Below are 16,620 nucleotides of genomic sequence, written 5' to 3'. Positions count from 1 at the left end.
GTTCATGCTCGAGGGCAATGCGGAACGCAGTGTCGAGGCCACCCTCGGCCACCTGCGGGTCATGGACGGTCCGGCCCCGGCGCAGACCGCCGCGCCACTGACCCTCGAAGACCTCTACCGCCAGCACCGCATGCGGCTGGTCCGGCTGGCGATTCTGCTGGTCGACGAGCCCGCGACAGCGGAAGACGTCGTCCAGGAGGCCTTCACCGGCCTGCACCGCAACTGGGGCAGGCTCCGGGACGCCGCCGCGGCGGTCGGCTACCTGCGCACCGCCGTGGTCAACGGGTCACGCAGCGTGCTGCGCCGCCGCAAGACCGCCCGCGAGTACGTGCCGCCGCACGCGGTGAACGCGCGGTCCGCCGAGAGCCTCGCGATGCTCTCCAGCGAGCACCAGGCCGTGGTCAGCGCGCTGTCCAAGCTGCCGCCCCGCCAGCGCGAGGTGCTGGTGCTCCGTTACTACGGTGGGCTGAGCGAAGCCGAAATCTCTGAGGCCGCAGGCATTTCCAAGGGTACCGTTAAGTCGACCGCCAGCCGGGCGCTCGAGGCTCTCCAGAAGGCCATGCAGGCCCCACAGTGACCCGGGTGGACCACTCCGATCACTGAGTCGTATCACCATGCTTGGTCCAGACCAATATATGCTGGGGTGCGTGAGAGGCGCCGGAGATTTCGTGATCATGGGCGGCCGGGTCGCCGCCCCGGACCGTGTACTCGACGACGGCTGGGTAGCCGTCTCCGACGGGCGGATCGCCGGCGTGGGTTCGGGGACCCCGCCGTCCGGCGAGCACGTGGACGTCGGAGGGGCGCTGGTCGTCCCCGGGTTCATCGACACCCACTGCCACGGCGGGGGAGGTGCTTCGTTCACCTCCCTCGATCCCGAGGAACTCCTGACGGCGGTGCGAGCGCACCGCCGTCACGGCACCACGACCATGCTCGCCAGCCTGGTCTCGGACCCCGTGGACATCCTGCGTGAGCAGGTCGCCGCGCTGCGTGAGCTCGTCCAGGACGGCGAGGTCGCGGGCATCCACCTGGAGGGGCCGTTCATCTCGAAGGCCCGCTGCGGGGCCCACGACCCGGAGACGCTGATCGAGCCGGACACCGGCACGGTCGACAAGCTCCTGCGCGCCGGCCAGGGCGCGATCCGGATGGTCACCATCGCCCCGGAGCTGCACGGCGGCGTGAAGGCCGTCCGCCAGCTGGCCGAATCGGGCGTCATCGCCGCCATCGGGCACACCGACGGCGTCGAGGAGCAGTTGCTGCCGGCCATCGACGCGGGCGCGACGGTCGCGACCCACCTGTTCAACGGCATGCGGCCGCTGCACCACCGCGAGCCCGGCCCGGTCGGGGCGCTGCTGGACGACGAGCGCATCACCATCGAGCTCATCTGCGACCTGGTGCACCTGCACCCGACCGTGGTGCGGCTGGCGGCGAAGCACGCGGGCCGCAACCGGACGGTGCTGATCACCGACGCGATGTCGGCCACCGACGCCGCCGACGGCCGCTACACGCTGGGCCGGCTCGAGGTCGACGTCCACGACGGCGTCGCCACCCTCGCCGACAACGGCTCGCTGGCCGGCAGCACCCTGACGATGGACACCGCCTTCCGCAATCTGGTCGGGGGTGCGAAACTCGGCATCCTGGACGCGGTGCACGCGACGTCGCAACGGCCCGCGGAGCTGCTCGGCATCGCCGACCGCACCGGGATGCTGTGCCAGGGCTACGCGGCCGACATCGTGGTCCTCGACCGGGACCTGCGGCCGGCGAAGGTGCTGCGCCGGGGTGAGTGGGTCGCCGAGGTGGGTACGGCTACGTTGAGCACCTGAGATTCCGAGGAGACGGACGGGCGGGATGAGCGAGCCGAAGGACCCCGAGCAGCTGCTGGCGGACGCCCTTCGCGCGCAAGCCGTCTTCGCCCCGCAGGCGTCACCGCCCCCGGACCGCGAGGCCGAGCCGGGCACCGGCGCCGCGATCAACGAGCTGCCCTCGGCCTACGGGTTGCTCTCGGGGGCCAGCGCGGGCTCGCTGGAGCGCGAGCGCGCCGCCCTGGACGCCGCCGACGCCCCGACAGCGCTGTCGCCGCGTCCGGCCCTGCCGTCGCCGGACTCCGGGACGGCCCGCCAGCCGACGTCCAGCGCGCAGCTGCCCGCGTACTGGATCCTGATGCTGGCGGTGCTGCTGGGGCTGGCCGCGGGGTCCGTGGTGGGCCTGCTCACGCTGGTCTGACCGGGTCTCAGCTGCGACTCAGGGTGACCCTGTACCGTTTTCCAGGTGATTCTCGCCCAGAGCACGGTCAACACGATGTCGCTGCTGCCGTCATGGCTGGACCCGCAGCACCTGCTGAGCGGCCTGACGACGCCGGTCATCGCGGTGCTGTGCCTGATCATCTTCATCGAGAGCAGCATCTTCCCGGTGCTGCCCGGTGACTCCCTGCTGTTCACGGCGGGCCTGTTCATCGCGAACGGCACCCTCGACGCGCCGTTGTGGCTGGTCTGCGTGCTGGTGACGGTCGCGGCCCTGCTCGGCAACGTGGTCGGCTACTACATCGGCTACTTCGTCGGGCCCAAGCTGTTCAACCGGCCGGACTCGAAGTTCTTCAAGCGCGAGTACGTCGACAAGACGCACGAATTCCTGGAGAAGCACGGCCCGAAGGCGGTCGTCCTGGCCCGGTTCGTGCCGTTCGTCCGGACGTTCATCACGTGGATCGCGGGCATCGGCCGCATGGACCCGAAGCGCTACTTCACGTACACGGTCCTCGGCGGCATCCTGTGGGCCGCGGGCATCACGGTGCTGGGTTCCCTGCTCGGCAACATCGGCTTCATCCGCGACAACGTGGACGCGATCTTCGTGCTGATCGTGCTGGTGTCGGTGGTGCCGATCGGCCTGGAGTACCTGAAGTCGCGCCGCGAGAAGAAGGCGAAGGCGGAGACCGACCCTGAGGTGACGCAGCGGATTCCGCGGGTGCGGGACTGAGGTTTGCGGGAAGGAAGGGCCCCACCGGTCGGCGGTGGGGCCCTTTTCGTCACGTCATCGAGAACATCGAGCCCGGGTTGAACAGGTTCTCCGGGTCCAGGGCCTGCTTGATCTGCCGGTGCACCCGCAGTCCCACCGGGCCGATCTCGCGGGCCAGCCACTCGCGCTTGATCTTTCCGACCCCGTGCTCCCCGGTCACCGTCCCGCCGAGGCCCAGACCCACCTCGAGGATCGCGTCGAACGCACGCTGAGCCCGCGCGAACTCGTCCGGGTCGTCCGGCTGGTAGACGATCGTCGGGTGCATGTTGCCGTCGCCCGCGTGGCCGACCACCGCGATGCGCAAGCCGACCTCGGCGCTGATCTTCTCGCACCCGCGGATCAGCTCGGCGATGCGCGTGCGCGGTACGCACACGTCGTCGGTCAGCCACATCCCGTACGTCTCCAGGGCCGTCAGCACCACGCGGCGGGCCTGCAGCAGCATCCGGCCCTCCTCGAGATCCTCGGTCGTGTACGCGAGGTCCGCGCCGCAGTCGACGCAGATCTGCTCCAGGGCCGCCAGCTCGCGGCGGGCGACCTCGCCGCCCGCGTCGGACTGGCCGAGCAGCAGCGCCTGGCAGTCGGAGCCCGCGCCGAGGTCGGTCTTCAAGTACGTCTCGGACGCCTTGATCGACGACGCGTCCATGATCTCCAGCAGCGACGGCACGAGCCCTTCGCGGACCACGCGCGCGACGGCCTCTCCGGCGGCTTCGGTGGTGCTGAAGCCCGCGACGAGCGTCGCCGGGGCCTGGGGCAGGGGCTTGAGCTGGACCGTCGCCTGGGTGATCACGCCGAGCGTGCCTTCGCTGCCGACGAACAGCCGGGCCAGGTCGTACCCGGCGACGCCCTTGACCGTGCGGCGGCCGGTCTTCAGCAGGGACCCGTCGGCCAGGACGACCTCGAGGCCGAGCACCGAGTCGGTGGTCACGCCGTACTTCACGCAGCAGAGGCCGCCGGCGTTGGTGGAGAGGTTGCCGCCGATCGTGCACCAGTCGTAGCTCGACGGGTCCGGCGGGTAGAAGAGCCCGTGCTTCTCGACGGCGTTGCGGAAGTCCAGGTTGACGACGCCGGGCTGCACGACGGCGAGCCGGTTGCCCGGGTCGATCTCGACGATCTCGTTCAGCTTGGTCAGCGACAGCGTGACGCAGCCGTCGATGGCGTTCGCGGCGCCGGACAGCCCGCTGCCCGCCCCGCGCGGCACGATCGGCACCTTCGCTTCGGCGCACGCCTTGACGACGGCCTGCACCTCCTCGACGTTCGCGGGCAGCACCACCGCGAGCGGCCGGCCGGACGGCGCCAGCGGCATCATGTCGCGCGCGTAGGAGGCGGTGACGTCGGAGTCGGTGAGCACGGCGCTCTTGCCGAGCAGGTCGCGGAGCCGGGTGACCAAAGCTTCGTCGCTCATGGCCTCATCGTAAGCCCGGGTAGTCCGCACTGCGGAAATTTTGTTTCAAATCCAGCCGCGCGGACCAGCCCCGGGCCACCGCGGTCAGCGGATCAGGCCGTGCACCTTGTCGAGGTGCAGCCGCAGCAGGACGCGCTGGTCGGTGACCATCGCCGCGCGGTACTCGGCCCAGTCCGGGTGCTCCCCCGCCGCCCGGCGGTAGTAGTCGACGAGCGCCTCCACCGTCTCGTCGTCCGGCCGCGCCGCCGGCGGCGTCAGCTCCGCACGGGCCTCCGCGACCACGTAGCTCCAGCCGTCCTCGCTGCCCACGTGGTAGGTCACCCGCGGGTCGCGGCGCATGTTCTTCGTCTTCGCCCGGGTCTCGGTGATCGACGCGATGATCGTGTCCGTCTCCGCGTCGTACAGGTGCGTGATCGTGGACAGCTGGGGCCGCCCGTCGCGCCGGATGGTGGCCAGGACGCCGTGGCGGCGTCCGGCGATGAAGTCCTTCAACGCTGTGTCGTCGGTCATGGTCCTTCCAACCCCGGGCCGCCCTCTTTGTTCCACCGGGAGCCCCGCCGGAAATCTGCTTGCATACGACAACTAAAGTGTGTTCCGACACATCGCGAGGTACTCCGCTTGCATAACCGCTAGTGAAGGCACATCCTTGCTTGAGGCAACTAGTTGCAGCCGCCAACCAACGCCTTGAAGGATCACCATGGCACCGAACACCGCAGCCACCCGGCCCACGGCCGAACTCGACCTCGCCGACCAGCTCGGTCATGAGCTCGTCCGCCTGGTCCGGCTGATCAACAAGGCGAAGTCCCAGGTCTCCAAGCAGGGACCGGACGGGATCGAGCGGGCGGCGTACGCGATTCTCTTCACCCTCATCCACGAGGGCCCGCAGCGCACCAGCCGGCTCGCCGAGTCGCTCCACTCCGAGATCTCCACGATCAGCAGGCAGTCGAGCTCCCTCGTCCAGCACGGCCTGGTCGAGCGCCAGGCCGACCCCGAAGACGGCCGGGCCTGCCTGCTCGCGCCGACGGCCGAGGGCATGCGGGTGTTCGAAGAGAACCGCAAGAAGCGCAACGAGTGGCTGGCCGAAGTCCTCGGGGACTGGACCGAAGGGGAGATCCAGACCCTCAACCGGCTGTTCGGCCGGCTCAACACAGGTATCGAGAACCACTCTCCACAGCTGGCCGACGCCCACGCGTCCGCCGCTGCACCGGCCAAGGGGGCCAACGCATGAGCACCACCACCGTCGAACAACCCGTGGCGAAGGAACCACCACGGCTGAGCCACCGCCAGATCGTCACGATCCTGAGCGGCCTGATGTGCGGCATGTTCCTCGCCGCGCTCGACCAGACGATCGTCGGCACGGCGATCGTCAAGATCGCCAACGACCTGCACGGTTTCGACCTGCAGGCCTGGGCGACCACGGCGTACCTGATCACCTCGACGATCGTCACGCCGATCTACGGCAAGCTGTCCGACATCTACGGCCGCAAGCCGTTCTACCTGGCCGCGATCACGATCTTCGTCGCCGGTTCGCTGGCCTCGACGTTCTCGCAGTCGATGTACGAGCTCGCCGCGTTCCGCGCGGTCCAGGGCCTCGGCGCCGGCGGCCTGATGTCGCTGGCCATGACCATCCTCGGCGACATCGTGCCGCCGCGTGAGCGGGCCAAGTACCAGGGGTACATCCTCGCTGTGTTCGGTCTGTCGACCGTGCTCGGCCCGGTGCTGGGCGGTCTCTTCGCCGGCATCGACGACCTGGCCGGCATCGACGGCTGGCGCTGGGTCTTCCTGATCAACGTCCCGATCGGCGTCCTCGCGCTGTTCGTCGTGGCGAAGGTCCTGAACGTGCCGCACACCCCGCACAAGCACAAGATCGACTGGTGGGGCGCGCTGACGCTGGTCGTCGCGGTCGTGCCGTTCCTGGTCGTCGCGGAGCAGGGCCAGAAGTGGGGCTGGGGCGACCAGAAGTCCATCTGGTGCTACGTCATCGGCGGCGTCGGCGTGATCGCGTTCATCGCGGTCGAGAAGCTGATGAAGGACGCCGCGCTGATCCCGCTGCGGCTGTTCAAGAACTCGACGTTCACCGTGGCGATCATCGGCGGCGTCATCGTCGGTGTCGCGATGTTCGGCGCGATCACGATGATCCCGCAGTTCATGCAGGTCGTGCAGGGCTACACGCCGACCGAGTCGGGGCTGCTGATGCTGCCGCTGATGGCGGGCATCATGCTCAGCTCGATCGTGTCCGGCCGGCTCACCGGGAAGACCGGGCGCTACAAGATCTTCCCGATCATCGGCACCATCCTGATCGCCGGCGGCGCGTTCTTCTTCGCGCAGGTCAAGTACGACTCCGCGCTGTGGCACCCGCTGGTCGCGGCCGCCATCATCGGTCTCGGCCTCGGCCAGTGCATGCAGACGCTGATCATCGCGGTGCAGAACGCGGGCCCGCGCAGCGACATGGGCGTCTCGACCGCGTCGGCGACGTTCTTCCGCCAGATCGGTGGTACCGCCGGTGTCGCGATCTTCCTGACGGTCCTGTTCAACACCCTGCTGCCGAACATCACGAAGGCGTTCGGCGGGCAGCTGCCGGCCGGCGCCGGGGCGGGCATCGGCAACCTGTCGGAGAACACCAGCGGCATCCAGAACCTGCCCGAGGCGATCCGGACCCCGGTGCTGATCGGCTTCACCGACTCGATCACCACGGTGTTCTACATCGCGGGTGCGGTGGCGCTGCTGGCCACGGTGGTGCTGCTGTTCATGAAGGAGATCCCGCTGACCAACGCGGCCCCGGCCGCGGCGGCCGTGGAGGGCGGCGAGGCGCTGCTCGAGGAGGACGACTTCGCGGACGCGCCGACCGAGATCGTCGAGCCGGTCAAGCCGGTCGACCGCGAGCCGGCCCTGGTCGGCGGCGGGAAGCACGCGCTGAGCAACGGGCACGGTGACTACCAGGCCGTTTCCGGTGCGCTGCCGATCACGAACTCCGTCGCCGACGCCGAACTGGACACCCCGGTCGGCGCGGGCGGCCTGCCGGTGACCGGGCACGTCCGCCGCCAGGACGGCAGCCACGTGCCGGGTGCCGCGCTGACCCTGATCGACCAGCGCGGCCGCCAGGTCGCGCGGGCCACCGGGGCGGCGGACGGCAGCTACTCGGTGCCCAGCCAGGGCCCGGGCGCGTACGTGCTCATCGTGTCCGCGCACGGCCACCAGCCGCAGGCCTCCAGTGTCGTGATCAGCAACGGGCCGGCGACGGTCGACGTCACGCTCACCGGGTCCGGCGAGCTGACCGGCACCGTCCGGGCGGCCGCGACCGGCTCCCCGCTGGCGAACGTGACCGTGACGCTGACCGACGGCCGCGGCGAGGTGAACGGCGCGTTCATCACGACCACGGACGGCACCTACGCCTTCGTCGGGGTCGGCGCCGGGGCCTACACCCTGGTCGCCAGCGGCCCGGGCTACCGGCCCTTCGCGGTGACGCTGACCGTGCCCGACAGCGGCGTGCTGCGCCACGACGTCGAGCTCGCCAGCTCGGTGCTGCTGACCGGCACCGCGCGGACCGAGGGCGACCGGATCGTGCCGGACGCGCGGATCACCGTGCTCGACGCCGAAGGCAACGTGGCCGCGGTCGCGCGGACCGACGGCGAAGGCAAGTACGTGGTGAGCGACCTGCCCGCGGGCGCGTACACCGTGGTGGCGAGCGGCTACCCGCCGGCGACCAGCCAGGTGGACCTCACCGGTGGCGAAGCCGGCCACGACGTCCGGCTGAGCTACGACCAGGCCCTCGACGAGCTGGTCGACCGGTCATGACCGGTCTGCGCGCGACCTTCCGCACGGCCGAGGGCTGGGCGGTGGAGCACGCCGTGCTCACCGTCACCGACCCGGCCGGGCGGCAGGTCGCCCGGCAGGCGGCGGACGTCCGCGGGCAAGCCGTCACCGACGCGCTGCCCCCGGGCGCCTACACCGCCGTCGTCACGGCGACCGGGTACACCCCGGTCGCCCGGACGGCGCAGATCGCCTCGGACGGCTCGGGCTCGCTCGGCGACGTCGTGCTGGCCCCGGTCGCCGAGGCGATCGACCTCCCGCCCGCCGGGCCGTGGGTGATCGACCCGATGCACACGTCGGTGGTCGCGACCGCGCGGCACCTGGGCATCGCGAGCATCAAGGCGCGGTTCCCGGACGTGTCCGGCCGGATCGAGATCGGCCGCCCGGCCGAGCGGTCGGCGGTGCACGCCGAGATCAAGGCGGCGAGCATCGACACCGGCATCCGGATGCGGGACGACCACCTGCGTTCGCCGGACTTCCTCGACGTCGACGTGCACCCGGTGATCACGTTCACGAGCACCGGGCTGCGCCAGCGCGGCGCGGACTCGTGGACGCTGCTGGGCGAGCTCACGCTGCACGGCGAGCGCCGCGAGATCGAGCTGGACCTGACCTACGGCGGCTGGGGCCCGGACCCGTGGGGCGGCGTCCGCGTCGCGTTCCACGCCGAGACGACGCTGCACCGGAACGACTTCGCGATCAACTACAGCGCGATGGTCCGCGCCGGGGTCGCGGCGGTCGGCACGACGGTCAAGGTCGAGCTGGACATCGAAGCGGTGCAGGGCGAGTCGCTGCCGCAGTTCTGAGTCCACGGTTCGAAGGCCCTCTCACCACCACTGGTGAGGGGGCCTTCACCGTTCGTGAGAGTGAAACTTCCGGACAGCTCGATTTGACCGTTCGCCGCGGGGTGTTCACCCGGGCCACGTAGGCTCGCGGTGTGAACGTCGTGAGCATCGAGGCCGCGGGCGTCGGCGTGAGCTGGCTGGACACCGCCGGACCGCTGCTCGTCTGGGTGATCGTGCTGAGCTTCGTGCTGGTCGAGTGCGCGCTGATCATCGGGCTGTTCCTGCCCGGCGATTCGCTGCTGTTCGGGGCCGGTGTGGTGCTGGCGCAGCACGGTTCGGACGCCAACGCGTGGTTCCTGTCGGGAGCCGCGCTGATCGTCGCCGTCCTCGGCAACCAGATCGGCTACTACATCGGGCGCTCCAGCGGGACGAAGCTCATCGCGCGCCGCGACGGGAAGGTGCTGAACCGGCACAACCTCGAACGCGCGCAGCGGTTCCTGGACCGCAAGGGCTTCTTCGCGATCGTGGCGGCCCGGTGGATCCCGTGGATCCGCACGCTCGCCCCGCTGATCGCCGGCGCCGCGCGGATGGACCCGCGCCGGTTCATGGCGGCGACCGCCCTCGGCGGCCTGCTCTGGGTGCCGACGCTGGTGCTGCTCGGCTACTACGGCGCCGGCCTGCTGGACGCGCTGCCGTGGCTGAAGACGGCCGCGCTGTGGATCAGCGTCGCCTTCTTCGTGTTCGGGACCGGGTACGGCGTGCTGCGCTACCGCCAGGAGATGCGCCGGCCGGTCGACGAGCCGGACGACAGCAACGCCCGCGCCTGAACGCGTTCAGAGCACCGGGTCGGTCCAGATCTCCAGCTGGATGCCGTCCGGGTCGCGGAACACGAGGACGTGCGAGCCTTCGAAGGTGCGGGACGGCCCGGCCGGTTCGGAGAAGACGCCGAACTCGGCGAGCCTGCTCTCCCATTCGGCCAGCTCGGCGACCGAATCCACCTTGAACGCGACGTGGTCCAGCCCCGTCCGGCGTTCGTCGAACCCGCGTCTGCCGGTGTCCGCGTGCTGCACCAGCACGACGGAGAACTCGTCGCCGGCGGACCGCAGCACGACCTTGCGCAGTCCCGTGTCCGGCTCTTCGCGCCGGGTGACCTCCTCGAGGTCGAGGACGCGCACGTACCACGGCACGCTGCGGTCCACGTCGGTCACGGTGAGCGCCAGGTGGTGCACGGACATGAGTTTTGCCATGGCTGTCGAAGCCGTCCTTTCGGGTGGCGGCTCCCCAGAGTTGCACAGCGTTCGCCGGCCGAAACGGAGGTGACCAAGTTCCCCGTCCGATCGTGATCTCGCCGTCTCCGGGCGTCTCAGCAAGCGGACGTCCGTGACCCAAGGTCATTCCGAATTATCAGAGAGTGCTCACCCGATCACCGGCCGCCACCGACGTCCAGCACCGCGCCCGTGGTGAACGACGAGGCCGGGGACAGCAGGAACAGCACCGATTCGGCGATCTCGGCGGGCTGGCCGGCCCGGCCCATCGGGATCTGCCGCGCGTACTTCTCGAGCCGGTCCGGCAGCCCCGCCGCCTCGTGCAACCCGGTGTGGATCATGCCGGGCCGGACCGCGTTGACCCGGATCCCGTCGGCCGCGACCTCCTGCGCGAGCCCGAGCGTCAGCGTGTCGACGGCAGCCTTCGACGCGGCGTAGTGCACCCACTCGCCGGCCGAGCCGGTGCGCGCGGCCGTCGAGGAGATGTTGACGATCGCGCCGCCGTCCCCGCCGTGGCGCGTGGACATGCGGCGGACCGCCTCACGGCAGCACAGGAACACCCCGGTGACGTTCACGTCGAGGGTCCGCCGGACGACCTCGACGTCGTAGGAGTCCAGCCGGCCGGGTGTGTTGCCGACGATCGCGGCGTTGTTGACCAGCGCGGTCACCGGGCCCAGCTCGGCGGCCGCGTCGAACAACGCGCGGACGTCGTCCTCGACCGAGACGTCCGCGCGGAACGCCAGCGCCCGGCGTCCGTGCGCCCGCACCCGCTCGGCGACGGCCTCGGCGGGGGCGGGCTCCCCGGAGAAGTTGACGACGACGTCGTGACCGCGGGCGGCGGCCAGCTCGCAGATCGCGGCACCGATCCCGCGGCTGCCGCCCGTGACGATGACGGTCAAATCGCGAAGTTCGCCAGCGGCAGGTTCTCCAGCACCAGGTCGGCCCGGTCCCGCGTCTGCGAGATGAGGTCGGCGTTGCGCTGGTCGGAGCCGAGCGCGCGCTGCCGCGCCTCGACCAGCGAACGGCCGTAGCGGCGGTGGCGCGACACCAGGCGTTCGATCCGCTCTGGCTCGTCCGGCGCCAGGAACCACGCCTCGGTGAGCAGCGGCCGGATCCCGCTCCACGGGTCGTCCGGCAGCAGCAGGTAGTTGCCCTCGGTGATGACGAGCTGGACCTCGGGCGCCACGGGGACCGCGCCGGCGATCGGCTCCTCGATCTCCCGGCGGAACTCCGGCGCGTAGACCGTTTCGCGGCCTTCGGCGAGCCGGCGGATCAGGTGGTAGTAGCCGGCGGCGTCGAACGTGTCCGGCGCCCCCTTGCGCTCGGTGCGGCCCAGCCGGCGCAGCTCGACCTGCGCGAGGTGGAAGCCGTCCATGCCGACCACGGCGGCGCGCGAGCCGAGCGCGTTGGCCAGCGCCCACGCGAGGGTGGTCTTGCCGGACGCGGGCGCGCCCACGATGCCGAGCACGTTGCGCTGGCCGCGCACGGTCAGGCCCTCGGCCCGGGCCAGCAGGTCGTCGAACGCCGTCATGTCCTGTTCCTTCCTGCGATCGCGGTCGTCCACGACCGCGGTCCCACCTGCCGCACCCGTTCGGCGGCCACCTCGTTGGCGAAGCGAATCCGGTCCGTCACCGTTCGTTCGCGAGCCACGGCCACGGCGAGCGCGCCGTGCCAGACGTCGCCCGCACCTAGTGTGTCCCGCGCTTCGACGGCGGGCACAGGCACCTCACCCGAGCCGCCGTCCGCAGTGGACCACCGAACCGGGCCGGGCCCCGCGGTGGTGATGACGGTGGGGACGCCGCGCTCGTGCAGGCCCGGTCCCGGCGCGGTGAAGTGCGCGGAGCACGCGGCGATGTCGACCAGCGGGAGGAGCTCGTCGAGCACGGGCTTCCAGCTCCCGGCGTCGAGGACGACCGGCACGCTCCCGGCCGCGCGGGCGACGGCCAGCGCGACCTTCGGGTGGTGCCCGTCGACGAGCACCACGTCCGCGTCGACGGCACCGCTCCAGGTGGCTTCCGAGCCCGCCGCGTTGCGGGAGACGACGGTCCGCTCGCCGTCGCGCTCGCGCACGGCGACGGCGCTGACGGGCGGGGGATCCGGCCGGGCGGCGTCCAGATCGACGACCTGGACGCCGTGGGCTTCGAGGTCGGCGCGGGCGAGGGCCGCCAGCGGGTGCGCACCGAGGACGGTCAGCAGGGTCGCCTCGGCGCCGAGCGCGGCGGCCGTCACAGCGGCGTTCGTCGCGGGCCCACCGGCCGCGACGTCCACCCGCAGCGACTGCACCTTCTCGCCCGGCGCCGGAAGCTCCTCGACCCGCTGCACCAGGTCCACGGTGCACAAGCCCGCCAGCAGCACTCTCACTTCAAGCCGGCCACGTGGGTCGCGGCGGCGGCCTCTTCGACCTCGCCGTTCTCGTTGAGCCGCAGGGCACCCGTGAGCAGGCCGACGACCTGGTTCATCGAGTGCGTCTTCGGCGAGACGACCGCGACGCGCTTGCCGAGGCGGTGCACGTGGATGCGGTCGGCGATGTCGAAGACGTGCGGCATGTTGTGGCTGATCAGCACCACCGGCAGGCCGCGGTCGCGGATCCGGCCGATCAGGTCGAGCACCTTGCCGGACTCGGCGACGCCGAGCGCGGCGGTGGGCTCGTCCATGATCACGGCCTTGGTGCCGAACGCGGCCGCGCGGGCCACGGCGACACCCTGGCGCTGGCCGCCGGACAGGGTCTCCACCGGTTGCGTGATCGACTTGATGTTGATGCCCAGCTCGTCGAGGATCCGCTGCGCCTCGGTCCGCATGGTGGCGGTGTCGAGCTTGCGGAACAGCCCGAACGGTCCCTTGAGCCGCTTTTCCCGGCCCAGGAACATGTTCGACGCGATGTCGAGCGCGGGCGCGACGGCGAGGTCCTGGTACACCGTCTCGATGCCGTAGTGCCGAGCGTCCAAAGGGGACTTGAAGTGGACGGTCTGACCGTCCACTTTGATCTCGCCCTCGTCCGGGATCACGGCCCCGGACAGGGTTTTGATGAGCGACGACTTCCCGGCTCCGTTGTCGCCGACCACGGCGAGCACCTCGCCGGGCAGCAGGTCGAAGTCGGCGCCGTCGATGGCGGTGACGCGGCCGTAGCGCTTGACCAGGCCCCGGGCCTGCAGGATCGGTTCGGTCATGACTGCTGCTGCCTCCTCGCGATCCGGTCCACCACGACGGCGGCGATGAGCAGGGCACCGGTGGCGAGGTCCTGGTAGTTGCCGTCGACGTTCATCTGCGTCAAGCCGGACCGCAGCACCGCCACGACCAGCGCGCCCATCAGCGTGCCGAGCACCGAGCCGCGGCCGCCGAAGAGGCTCGTCCCGCCGAGGACGACGGCGGTGATCGAGTCGAGGTTGCCGAGCTGGAACTGGTTCGGATCGGCGTTCGGCGTCCGGCCGAGCGCCTGCCAGGCGGCGATGCCGAAGGTCAGCCCGGCGACGATGTAGACCGACAGCACCGTGCGGTTGACCTTGATGCCGGACAGCCGGGCGGACTCCGGCGCGTTGCCGACGGCGTAGACGTGCTTGCCCCACGCCGTTTTCGTCAGCGCGTACCAGACGCCGAGGTACATCAGCAGCGCCAGCGTCATGCCGTAGGTGATCGGGATGCCGCCGAAGAGGTAGCGCTTGGTGCCGAGCCACTGCAGCAGCCCGTCGGTCACCGGCACGGCCTGGCCGCCGGCGATCAGCTTCGACACCGCGGTCAGCATGGTGAACGTGCCGAGCGTGATGATGAACGCCGGCAGCTTGATCCGCGTCGCGAGCGAGCCGATGAAGATGCCGACGATGATCGTCAGCACCACCCCGGCGAGCAGCGCGACGAACCCGTTCGTGCCTGCCGCGGCGAGCTTCGCCATGATCAGCGTCGCGACGACCATGGACGAGGCGTTGGACAGGTCGATGCCCGCGATGAGGATGACGAGCGTCTGGCCCAGCGCGAGCGTCCCGACGACGAGCGACTGCTGGACCACCGTGGACAGGTTGTCGAGGTCGAAGAAGGTGTCCGTCGACAGCGAGAACACCACGATCGCGACGACCAGCGCGAGCGCCGGGCCGACCGCGGGGGCGCGGAGGAGGAACTCGCCGAGCGACTCACGTTCCCTTGTGGACACTGCGGTTGCGGTCGTCATTTCTGGCCTCCCCAGCAGTTCTGCAGGCCCCACGCGGTGTCGTGGCTTTCGACGCCGGGCACGGGCTTGTCGGTGATCACGGCGGAACCGGTGTTGACGAAGCCCGACGGCTTCTTCCCGGTCTTGGCGTACTCGACGGCGGCGAGCACGCCCTGTTCGGCCATCTTCTTGGGGAACTGCATGACGGTCGCCGCGTAGAGGCCGTCCTTGACGTTCTGGACGCCTTCGCAGCCGCCGTCGATCGAGCCCATGACGATCTGCCCGGTGAGCCCGCGGGCCTTCAGCGCCGCGTACGCGCCGCGGCCCATCGGCTCGTTCATCGAGTAGACGGCGTTGATGTCGGTGCTGCGCTGGAGCAGGTTCTCCATGCCCTGCTGGGCGAGGCTCTGGTCGCCGTTGGCCGCGGTGTGGCCCTTGATCTCCGGCGAGCCGTCGGTCAGCCCGATGCCCTTGAGGAAACCGCCGTGGCGCTGGGTGTCGACCGAGCTGCCGGCGGTGCCGTCGACCATGAGCAGCTTGGGCGGCGTGCCGTTGAGCGCGGCCTTGACGTAGGCGCCCTGCTGCTGGCCGGCGGCGAAGTTGTCGGTGGCGAAGGTGGCGTCGACCGCGTCCGGCGGTTCGGTGGCGGTGTCGAGGGCGATGACCAGGACCCCCGCGTCGCGGGCGTCCTTGATCGCCTTGAGCACCCCGGTGGACGAGCTGGGCGTGATCAGGATGGTGTTGACGCCCTGCTGCATGAGGTTCTCGATGGCGCGGACCTGGCCGTCGTTGTCGCCGTCGAACTGGCCGGCGAGCGCGTTGAAGTCGGCGCCGTTGGCCTGCGCGGCGGCTCTGGCGGAGTTGCGGAGTTCGACGAAGTAGGGGTTGGTGTCGGTCTTGGTGACCAGACCGACCTTCGCTTTGCCGCTCCCGCCGGTGTTCGTGTTGCCGCCCCAGTGGCGTTCGACCGTGCAGCCGGTCGTCGCGGCGAGGACGGCGGCCAGCGCGAGTGCGGTGAGACTTCGCTGTCTCATGGTTCCCACCCTTTGTTTCGGGTCCGAGGCTTGCCGATGGTCGGGAAGGTAGACAGACTGCTCCGTGGACGCAAGCGTTTGCGCAAACGCTTGCCGGAAAGGATGGGTATGCCTCAGCCGAGGTCTTCGCGGCCGACCCAGCGGGACATCGCCGAGCTCGCCGGCGTGTCGATCACGACCGTCTCGCACGTCGTGAACGGGACGCGCGCGGTCGCCGAGGACACCAAGGCCGCCGTGCTGCGGGCGATCGAGACGACCGGCTACACCGGCGACGCGATCGCGCGGTCGCTGGTCACCGGCGGGACCCGGTCGATCGGGATGGCGATTTCGCTCGTGGCCAACCCGTACTTCGCGACGCTGATGCAGGCGATCGAGCGGGAGGCCTCGTCGCACGGTTACACCGTCCTGCTGGCCGACACGCACGACACCGCGGACACGGAGCGTGACACGGTGCGGGCGCTCCGCTCCCGTCGCGTCGACGGCCTGCTCATCACGCCGGCGCCGGGCGACGGCCCGGTGATCGGCGAGCTCGTGTCGCTGGACGTGCCGACGGTGCTGATCGACCGGCTGACCACCCGCGTCGACGTCGACCAGGTCGGCACGGAGAACATCCAGGCGACGTCGGCGCTGACCGCGCACCTGGCGACGCTCGGGCACCGGCGGATCGGGATGATCAGCGGCGCGCCCGGGCTGTCGACGAGCGAGGAGCGGGTGCTGGGCTACCGGCTGGGTCTGGGCCGGTCGGGCCTCACGTGGTCGTCCGAGCTCGTGGCCTGCGGAAACTCGTCGCACGAGGGCGGGGCGCTGGCGTTGAGCACGCTGCTGGCGCTGCCCGAGCCGCCGACGGCGCTGGTCGTCGGGAACGACAGCATGATGGTCGGGGTGCTGCACGAGGCACGGCGGCGGGGCCTGCGCATCGGGCGTGACCTGCCGGTGGTGGTCTACGACGACGTCGAGTGGGCGGACCTGGTCGACCCGCCGCTGACGACGATGGCGCAGCCGATCGAGGAGATCGGCCGCCAGGCGGTGCGGCTGCTGCTGGCCCGGATCAACGACCCGGCCCGCAAGGCCGAAACGGTCCGGCTCGCACCCACTCTGCGTCACCGAGAGTCGTGCGGCTGCCCGCCGGTTCACTCACCTCAGTGATTCTGCGGCTCAGGGGCCTCCGGAGCACCGTTCAGCG

18 protein-coding genes are annotated in these 16,620 nt (G+C 70.7%); 9 read left to right on the top strand and 9 right to left on the bottom strand.

The window, feature by feature from the left end; genetic code table 11:
- Window positions 1-4 precede the first annotated feature (4 nt).
- The 4 genes from ACH54P_RS30675 (at window position 5) to ACH54P_RS30660 (ending at window position 2,967) form a co-directional block, all read left to right on the top strand.
- The gene (locus ACH54P_RS30675; protein WP_163046624.1) at window positions 5-577 is read left to right on the top strand and encodes an RNA polymerase sigma factor; all 573 of its coding nucleotides are present in this window, start codon (window positions 5-7) and stop codon (window positions 575-577) included.
- A gap of 91 nt (window positions 578-668) precedes the next feature.
- Window positions 669-1,820, top strand: coding sequence for an N-acetylglucosamine-6-phosphate deacetylase (nagA, locus tag ACH54P_RS30670; protein WP_489916726.1), 1,152 nt, complete (start codon window positions 669-671; stop codon window positions 1,818-1,820).
- A 25-nt stretch (window positions 1,821-1,845) separates the two neighbouring features.
- Window positions 1,846-2,220 (top strand): hypothetical protein, encoded by a 375-nt coding sequence (locus tag ACH54P_RS30665; protein ID WP_489906800.1) that lies wholly within the window; start codon window positions 1,846-1,848, stop codon window positions 2,218-2,220.
- Window positions 2,221-2,265: 45 nt separating this feature from the next.
- Complete coding sequence (locus tag ACH54P_RS30660; RefSeq protein WP_489906799.1) at window positions 2,266-2,967, top strand: DedA family protein; 702 nt, start codon at window positions 2,266-2,268, stop codon at window positions 2,965-2,967.
- 49 nt (window positions 2,968-3,016) lie between these two features.
- Here ACH54P_RS30660 and ACH54P_RS30655 read toward each other — a convergent pair whose 3' ends face one another.
- Window positions 3,017-4,408, bottom strand: coding sequence for an FAD-binding oxidoreductase (locus ACH54P_RS30655; RefSeq protein WP_489906798.1), 1,392 nt, complete (start codon window positions 4,406-4,408; stop codon window positions 3,017-3,019).
- 84 nt (window positions 4,409-4,492) lie between these two features.
- Complete coding sequence (locus tag ACH54P_RS30650; protein ID WP_489906797.1) at window positions 4,493-4,918, bottom strand: PPOX class F420-dependent oxidoreductase; 426 nt, start codon at window positions 4,916-4,918, stop codon at window positions 4,493-4,495.
- A gap of 187 nt (window positions 4,919-5,105) precedes the next feature.
- Between ACH54P_RS30650 and ACH54P_RS30645 the strand changes: the two genes are divergently transcribed.
- From ACH54P_RS30645 to ACH54P_RS30630, 4 genes are all read left to right on the top strand, one after another.
- Complete coding sequence (locus ACH54P_RS30645; protein WP_489906796.1) at window positions 5,106-5,636, top strand: MarR family winged helix-turn-helix transcriptional regulator; 531 nt, start codon at window positions 5,106-5,108, stop codon at window positions 5,634-5,636.
- Window positions 5,633-8,203 (top strand): MFS transporter, encoded by a 2,571-nt coding sequence (locus tag ACH54P_RS30640; RefSeq protein WP_489906795.1) that lies wholly within the window; start codon window positions 5,633-5,635, stop codon window positions 8,201-8,203. Before ACH54P_RS30645 ends, ACH54P_RS30640 begins: the two co-directional genes overlap by 4 nt.
- Window positions 8,200-9,021: a YceI family protein gene (locus ACH54P_RS30635; RefSeq protein ID WP_489906794.1), complete on the top strand. Its 822-nt coding sequence runs from the start codon at window positions 8,200-8,202 to the stop codon at window positions 9,019-9,021. Before ACH54P_RS30640 ends, ACH54P_RS30635 begins: the two co-directional genes overlap by 4 nt.
- 131 nt (window positions 9,022-9,152) lie before the next feature.
- Window positions 9,153-9,827 (top strand): DedA family protein, encoded by a 675-nt coding sequence (locus ACH54P_RS30630; protein ID WP_489906793.1) that lies wholly within the window; start codon window positions 9,153-9,155, stop codon window positions 9,825-9,827.
- Between the two features lie 6 nt (window positions 9,828-9,833).
- On the opposite strand, the gene ACH54P_RS30625 is transcribed toward ACH54P_RS30630, so the two are convergent.
- The 7 genes from ACH54P_RS30625 to ACH54P_RS30595 form a co-directional block, all read right to left on the bottom strand.
- Entirely contained in the window at window positions 9,834-10,247 is a 414-nt protein-coding gene (locus ACH54P_RS30625; RefSeq protein WP_489906792.1) for a VOC family protein, read from the bottom strand.
- 176 nt (window positions 10,248-10,423) lie between these two features.
- The gene (locus ACH54P_RS30620; protein WP_489906791.1) at window positions 10,424-11,164 is read right to left on the bottom strand and encodes an SDR family oxidoreductase; all 741 of its coding nucleotides are present in this window, start codon (window positions 11,162-11,164) and stop codon (window positions 10,424-10,426) included.
- Entirely contained in the window at window positions 11,161-11,796 is a 636-nt protein-coding gene (locus ACH54P_RS30615; protein WP_489906790.1) for a nucleoside/nucleotide kinase family protein, read from the bottom strand. The genes ACH54P_RS30620 and ACH54P_RS30615 overlap by 4 nt, the downstream gene beginning before the upstream one ends.
- The gene (locus tag ACH54P_RS30610) at window positions 11,793-12,620 is read right to left on the bottom strand and encodes a PfkB family carbohydrate kinase (RefSeq protein WP_489916724.1); all 828 of its coding nucleotides are present in this window, start codon (window positions 12,618-12,620) and stop codon (window positions 11,793-11,795) included. The genes ACH54P_RS30615 and ACH54P_RS30610 overlap by 4 nt, the downstream gene beginning before the upstream one ends.
- 2 nt (window positions 12,621-12,622) lie before the next feature.
- Window positions 12,623-13,432 (bottom strand): ATP-binding cassette domain-containing protein, encoded by an 810-nt coding sequence (locus tag ACH54P_RS30605; protein ID WP_489906789.1) that lies wholly within the window; start codon window positions 13,430-13,432, stop codon window positions 12,623-12,625.
- Window positions 13,429-14,424: an ABC transporter permease gene (locus ACH54P_RS30600; protein WP_489906788.1), complete on the bottom strand. Its 996-nt coding sequence runs from the start codon at window positions 14,422-14,424 to the stop codon at window positions 13,429-13,431. Before ACH54P_RS30600 ends, ACH54P_RS30605 begins: the two co-directional genes overlap by 4 nt.
- Complete coding sequence (locus tag ACH54P_RS30595) at window positions 14,421-15,437, bottom strand: substrate-binding domain-containing protein (protein ID WP_489906787.1); 1,017 nt, start codon at window positions 15,435-15,437, stop codon at window positions 14,421-14,423. Before ACH54P_RS30595 ends, ACH54P_RS30600 begins: the two co-directional genes overlap by 4 nt.
- A gap of 108 nt (window positions 15,438-15,545) precedes the next feature.
- Here ACH54P_RS30595 and ACH54P_RS30590 point away from each other — a divergent pair, with 108 nt between their 5' ends.
- Window positions 15,546-16,583: a LacI family DNA-binding transcriptional regulator gene (locus ACH54P_RS30590; RefSeq protein WP_489906786.1), complete on the top strand. Its 1,038-nt coding sequence runs from the start codon at window positions 15,546-15,548 to the stop codon at window positions 16,581-16,583.
- Window positions 16,584-16,620: the final 37 nt, after the last annotated feature.

The organism is Amycolatopsis sp. N2S4-7 (assembly GCF_058119595.1).
This window is presented reverse-complemented; position numbering and strand designations above follow the sequence as displayed.

What these genes read in the sequence shown, in the direction of transcription:
- ACH54P_RS30675 (WP_163046624.1), top strand. Translation starts at nt 5, where the DNA reads ATGCTCGAGGGCAATGCGGAACGCAGTGTCGAGGCCACCCTCGGCCAC.
- ACH54P_RS30665 (WP_489906800.1), top strand. Translation starts at nt 1,846, where the DNA reads ATGAGCGAGCCGAAGGACCCCGAGCAGCTGCTGGCGGACGCCCTTCGC.
- ACH54P_RS30655 (WP_489906798.1), bottom strand. Translation starts at nt 4,408, where the DNA reads ATGAGCGACGAAGCTTTGGTCACCCGGCTCCGCGACCTGCTCGGCAAG.
- ACH54P_RS30650 (WP_489906797.1), bottom strand. Translation starts at nt 4,918, where the DNA reads ATGACCGACGACACAGCGTTGAAGGACTTCATCGCCGGACGCCGCCAC.
- ACH54P_RS30645 (WP_489906796.1), top strand. Translation starts at nt 5,106, where the DNA reads ATGGCACCGAACACCGCAGCCACCCGGCCCACGGCCGAACTCGACCTC.
- ACH54P_RS30640 (WP_489906795.1), top strand. Translation starts at nt 5,633, where the DNA reads ATGAGCACCACCACCGTCGAACAACCCGTGGCGAAGGAACCACCACGG.
- ACH54P_RS30635 (WP_489906794.1), top strand. Translation starts at nt 8,200, where the DNA reads ATGACCGGTCTGCGCGCGACCTTCCGCACGGCCGAGGGCTGGGCGGTG.
- ACH54P_RS30625 (WP_489906792.1), bottom strand. Translation starts at nt 10,247, where the DNA reads ATGGCAAAACTCATGTCCGTGCACCACCTGGCGCTCACCGTGACCGAC.
- ACH54P_RS30615 (WP_489906790.1), bottom strand. Translation starts at nt 11,796, where the DNA reads ATGACGGCGTTCGACGACCTGCTGGCCCGGGCCGAGGGCCTGACCGTG.
- ACH54P_RS30605 (WP_489906789.1), bottom strand. Translation starts at nt 13,432, where the DNA reads ATGACCGAACCGATCCTGCAGGCCCGGGGCCTGGTCAAGCGCTACGGC.
- ACH54P_RS30600 (WP_489906788.1), bottom strand. Translation starts at nt 14,424, where the DNA reads ATGACGACCGCAACCGCAGTGTCCACAAGGGAACGTGAGTCGCTCGGC.
- ACH54P_RS30595 (WP_489906787.1), bottom strand. Translation starts at nt 15,437, where the DNA reads ATGAGACAGCGAAGTCTCACCGCACTCGCGCTGGCCGCCGTCCTCGCC.
- ACH54P_RS30590 (WP_489906786.1), top strand. Translation starts at nt 15,546, where the DNA reads ATGCCTCAGCCGAGGTCTTCGCGGCCGACCCAGCGGGACATCGCCGAG.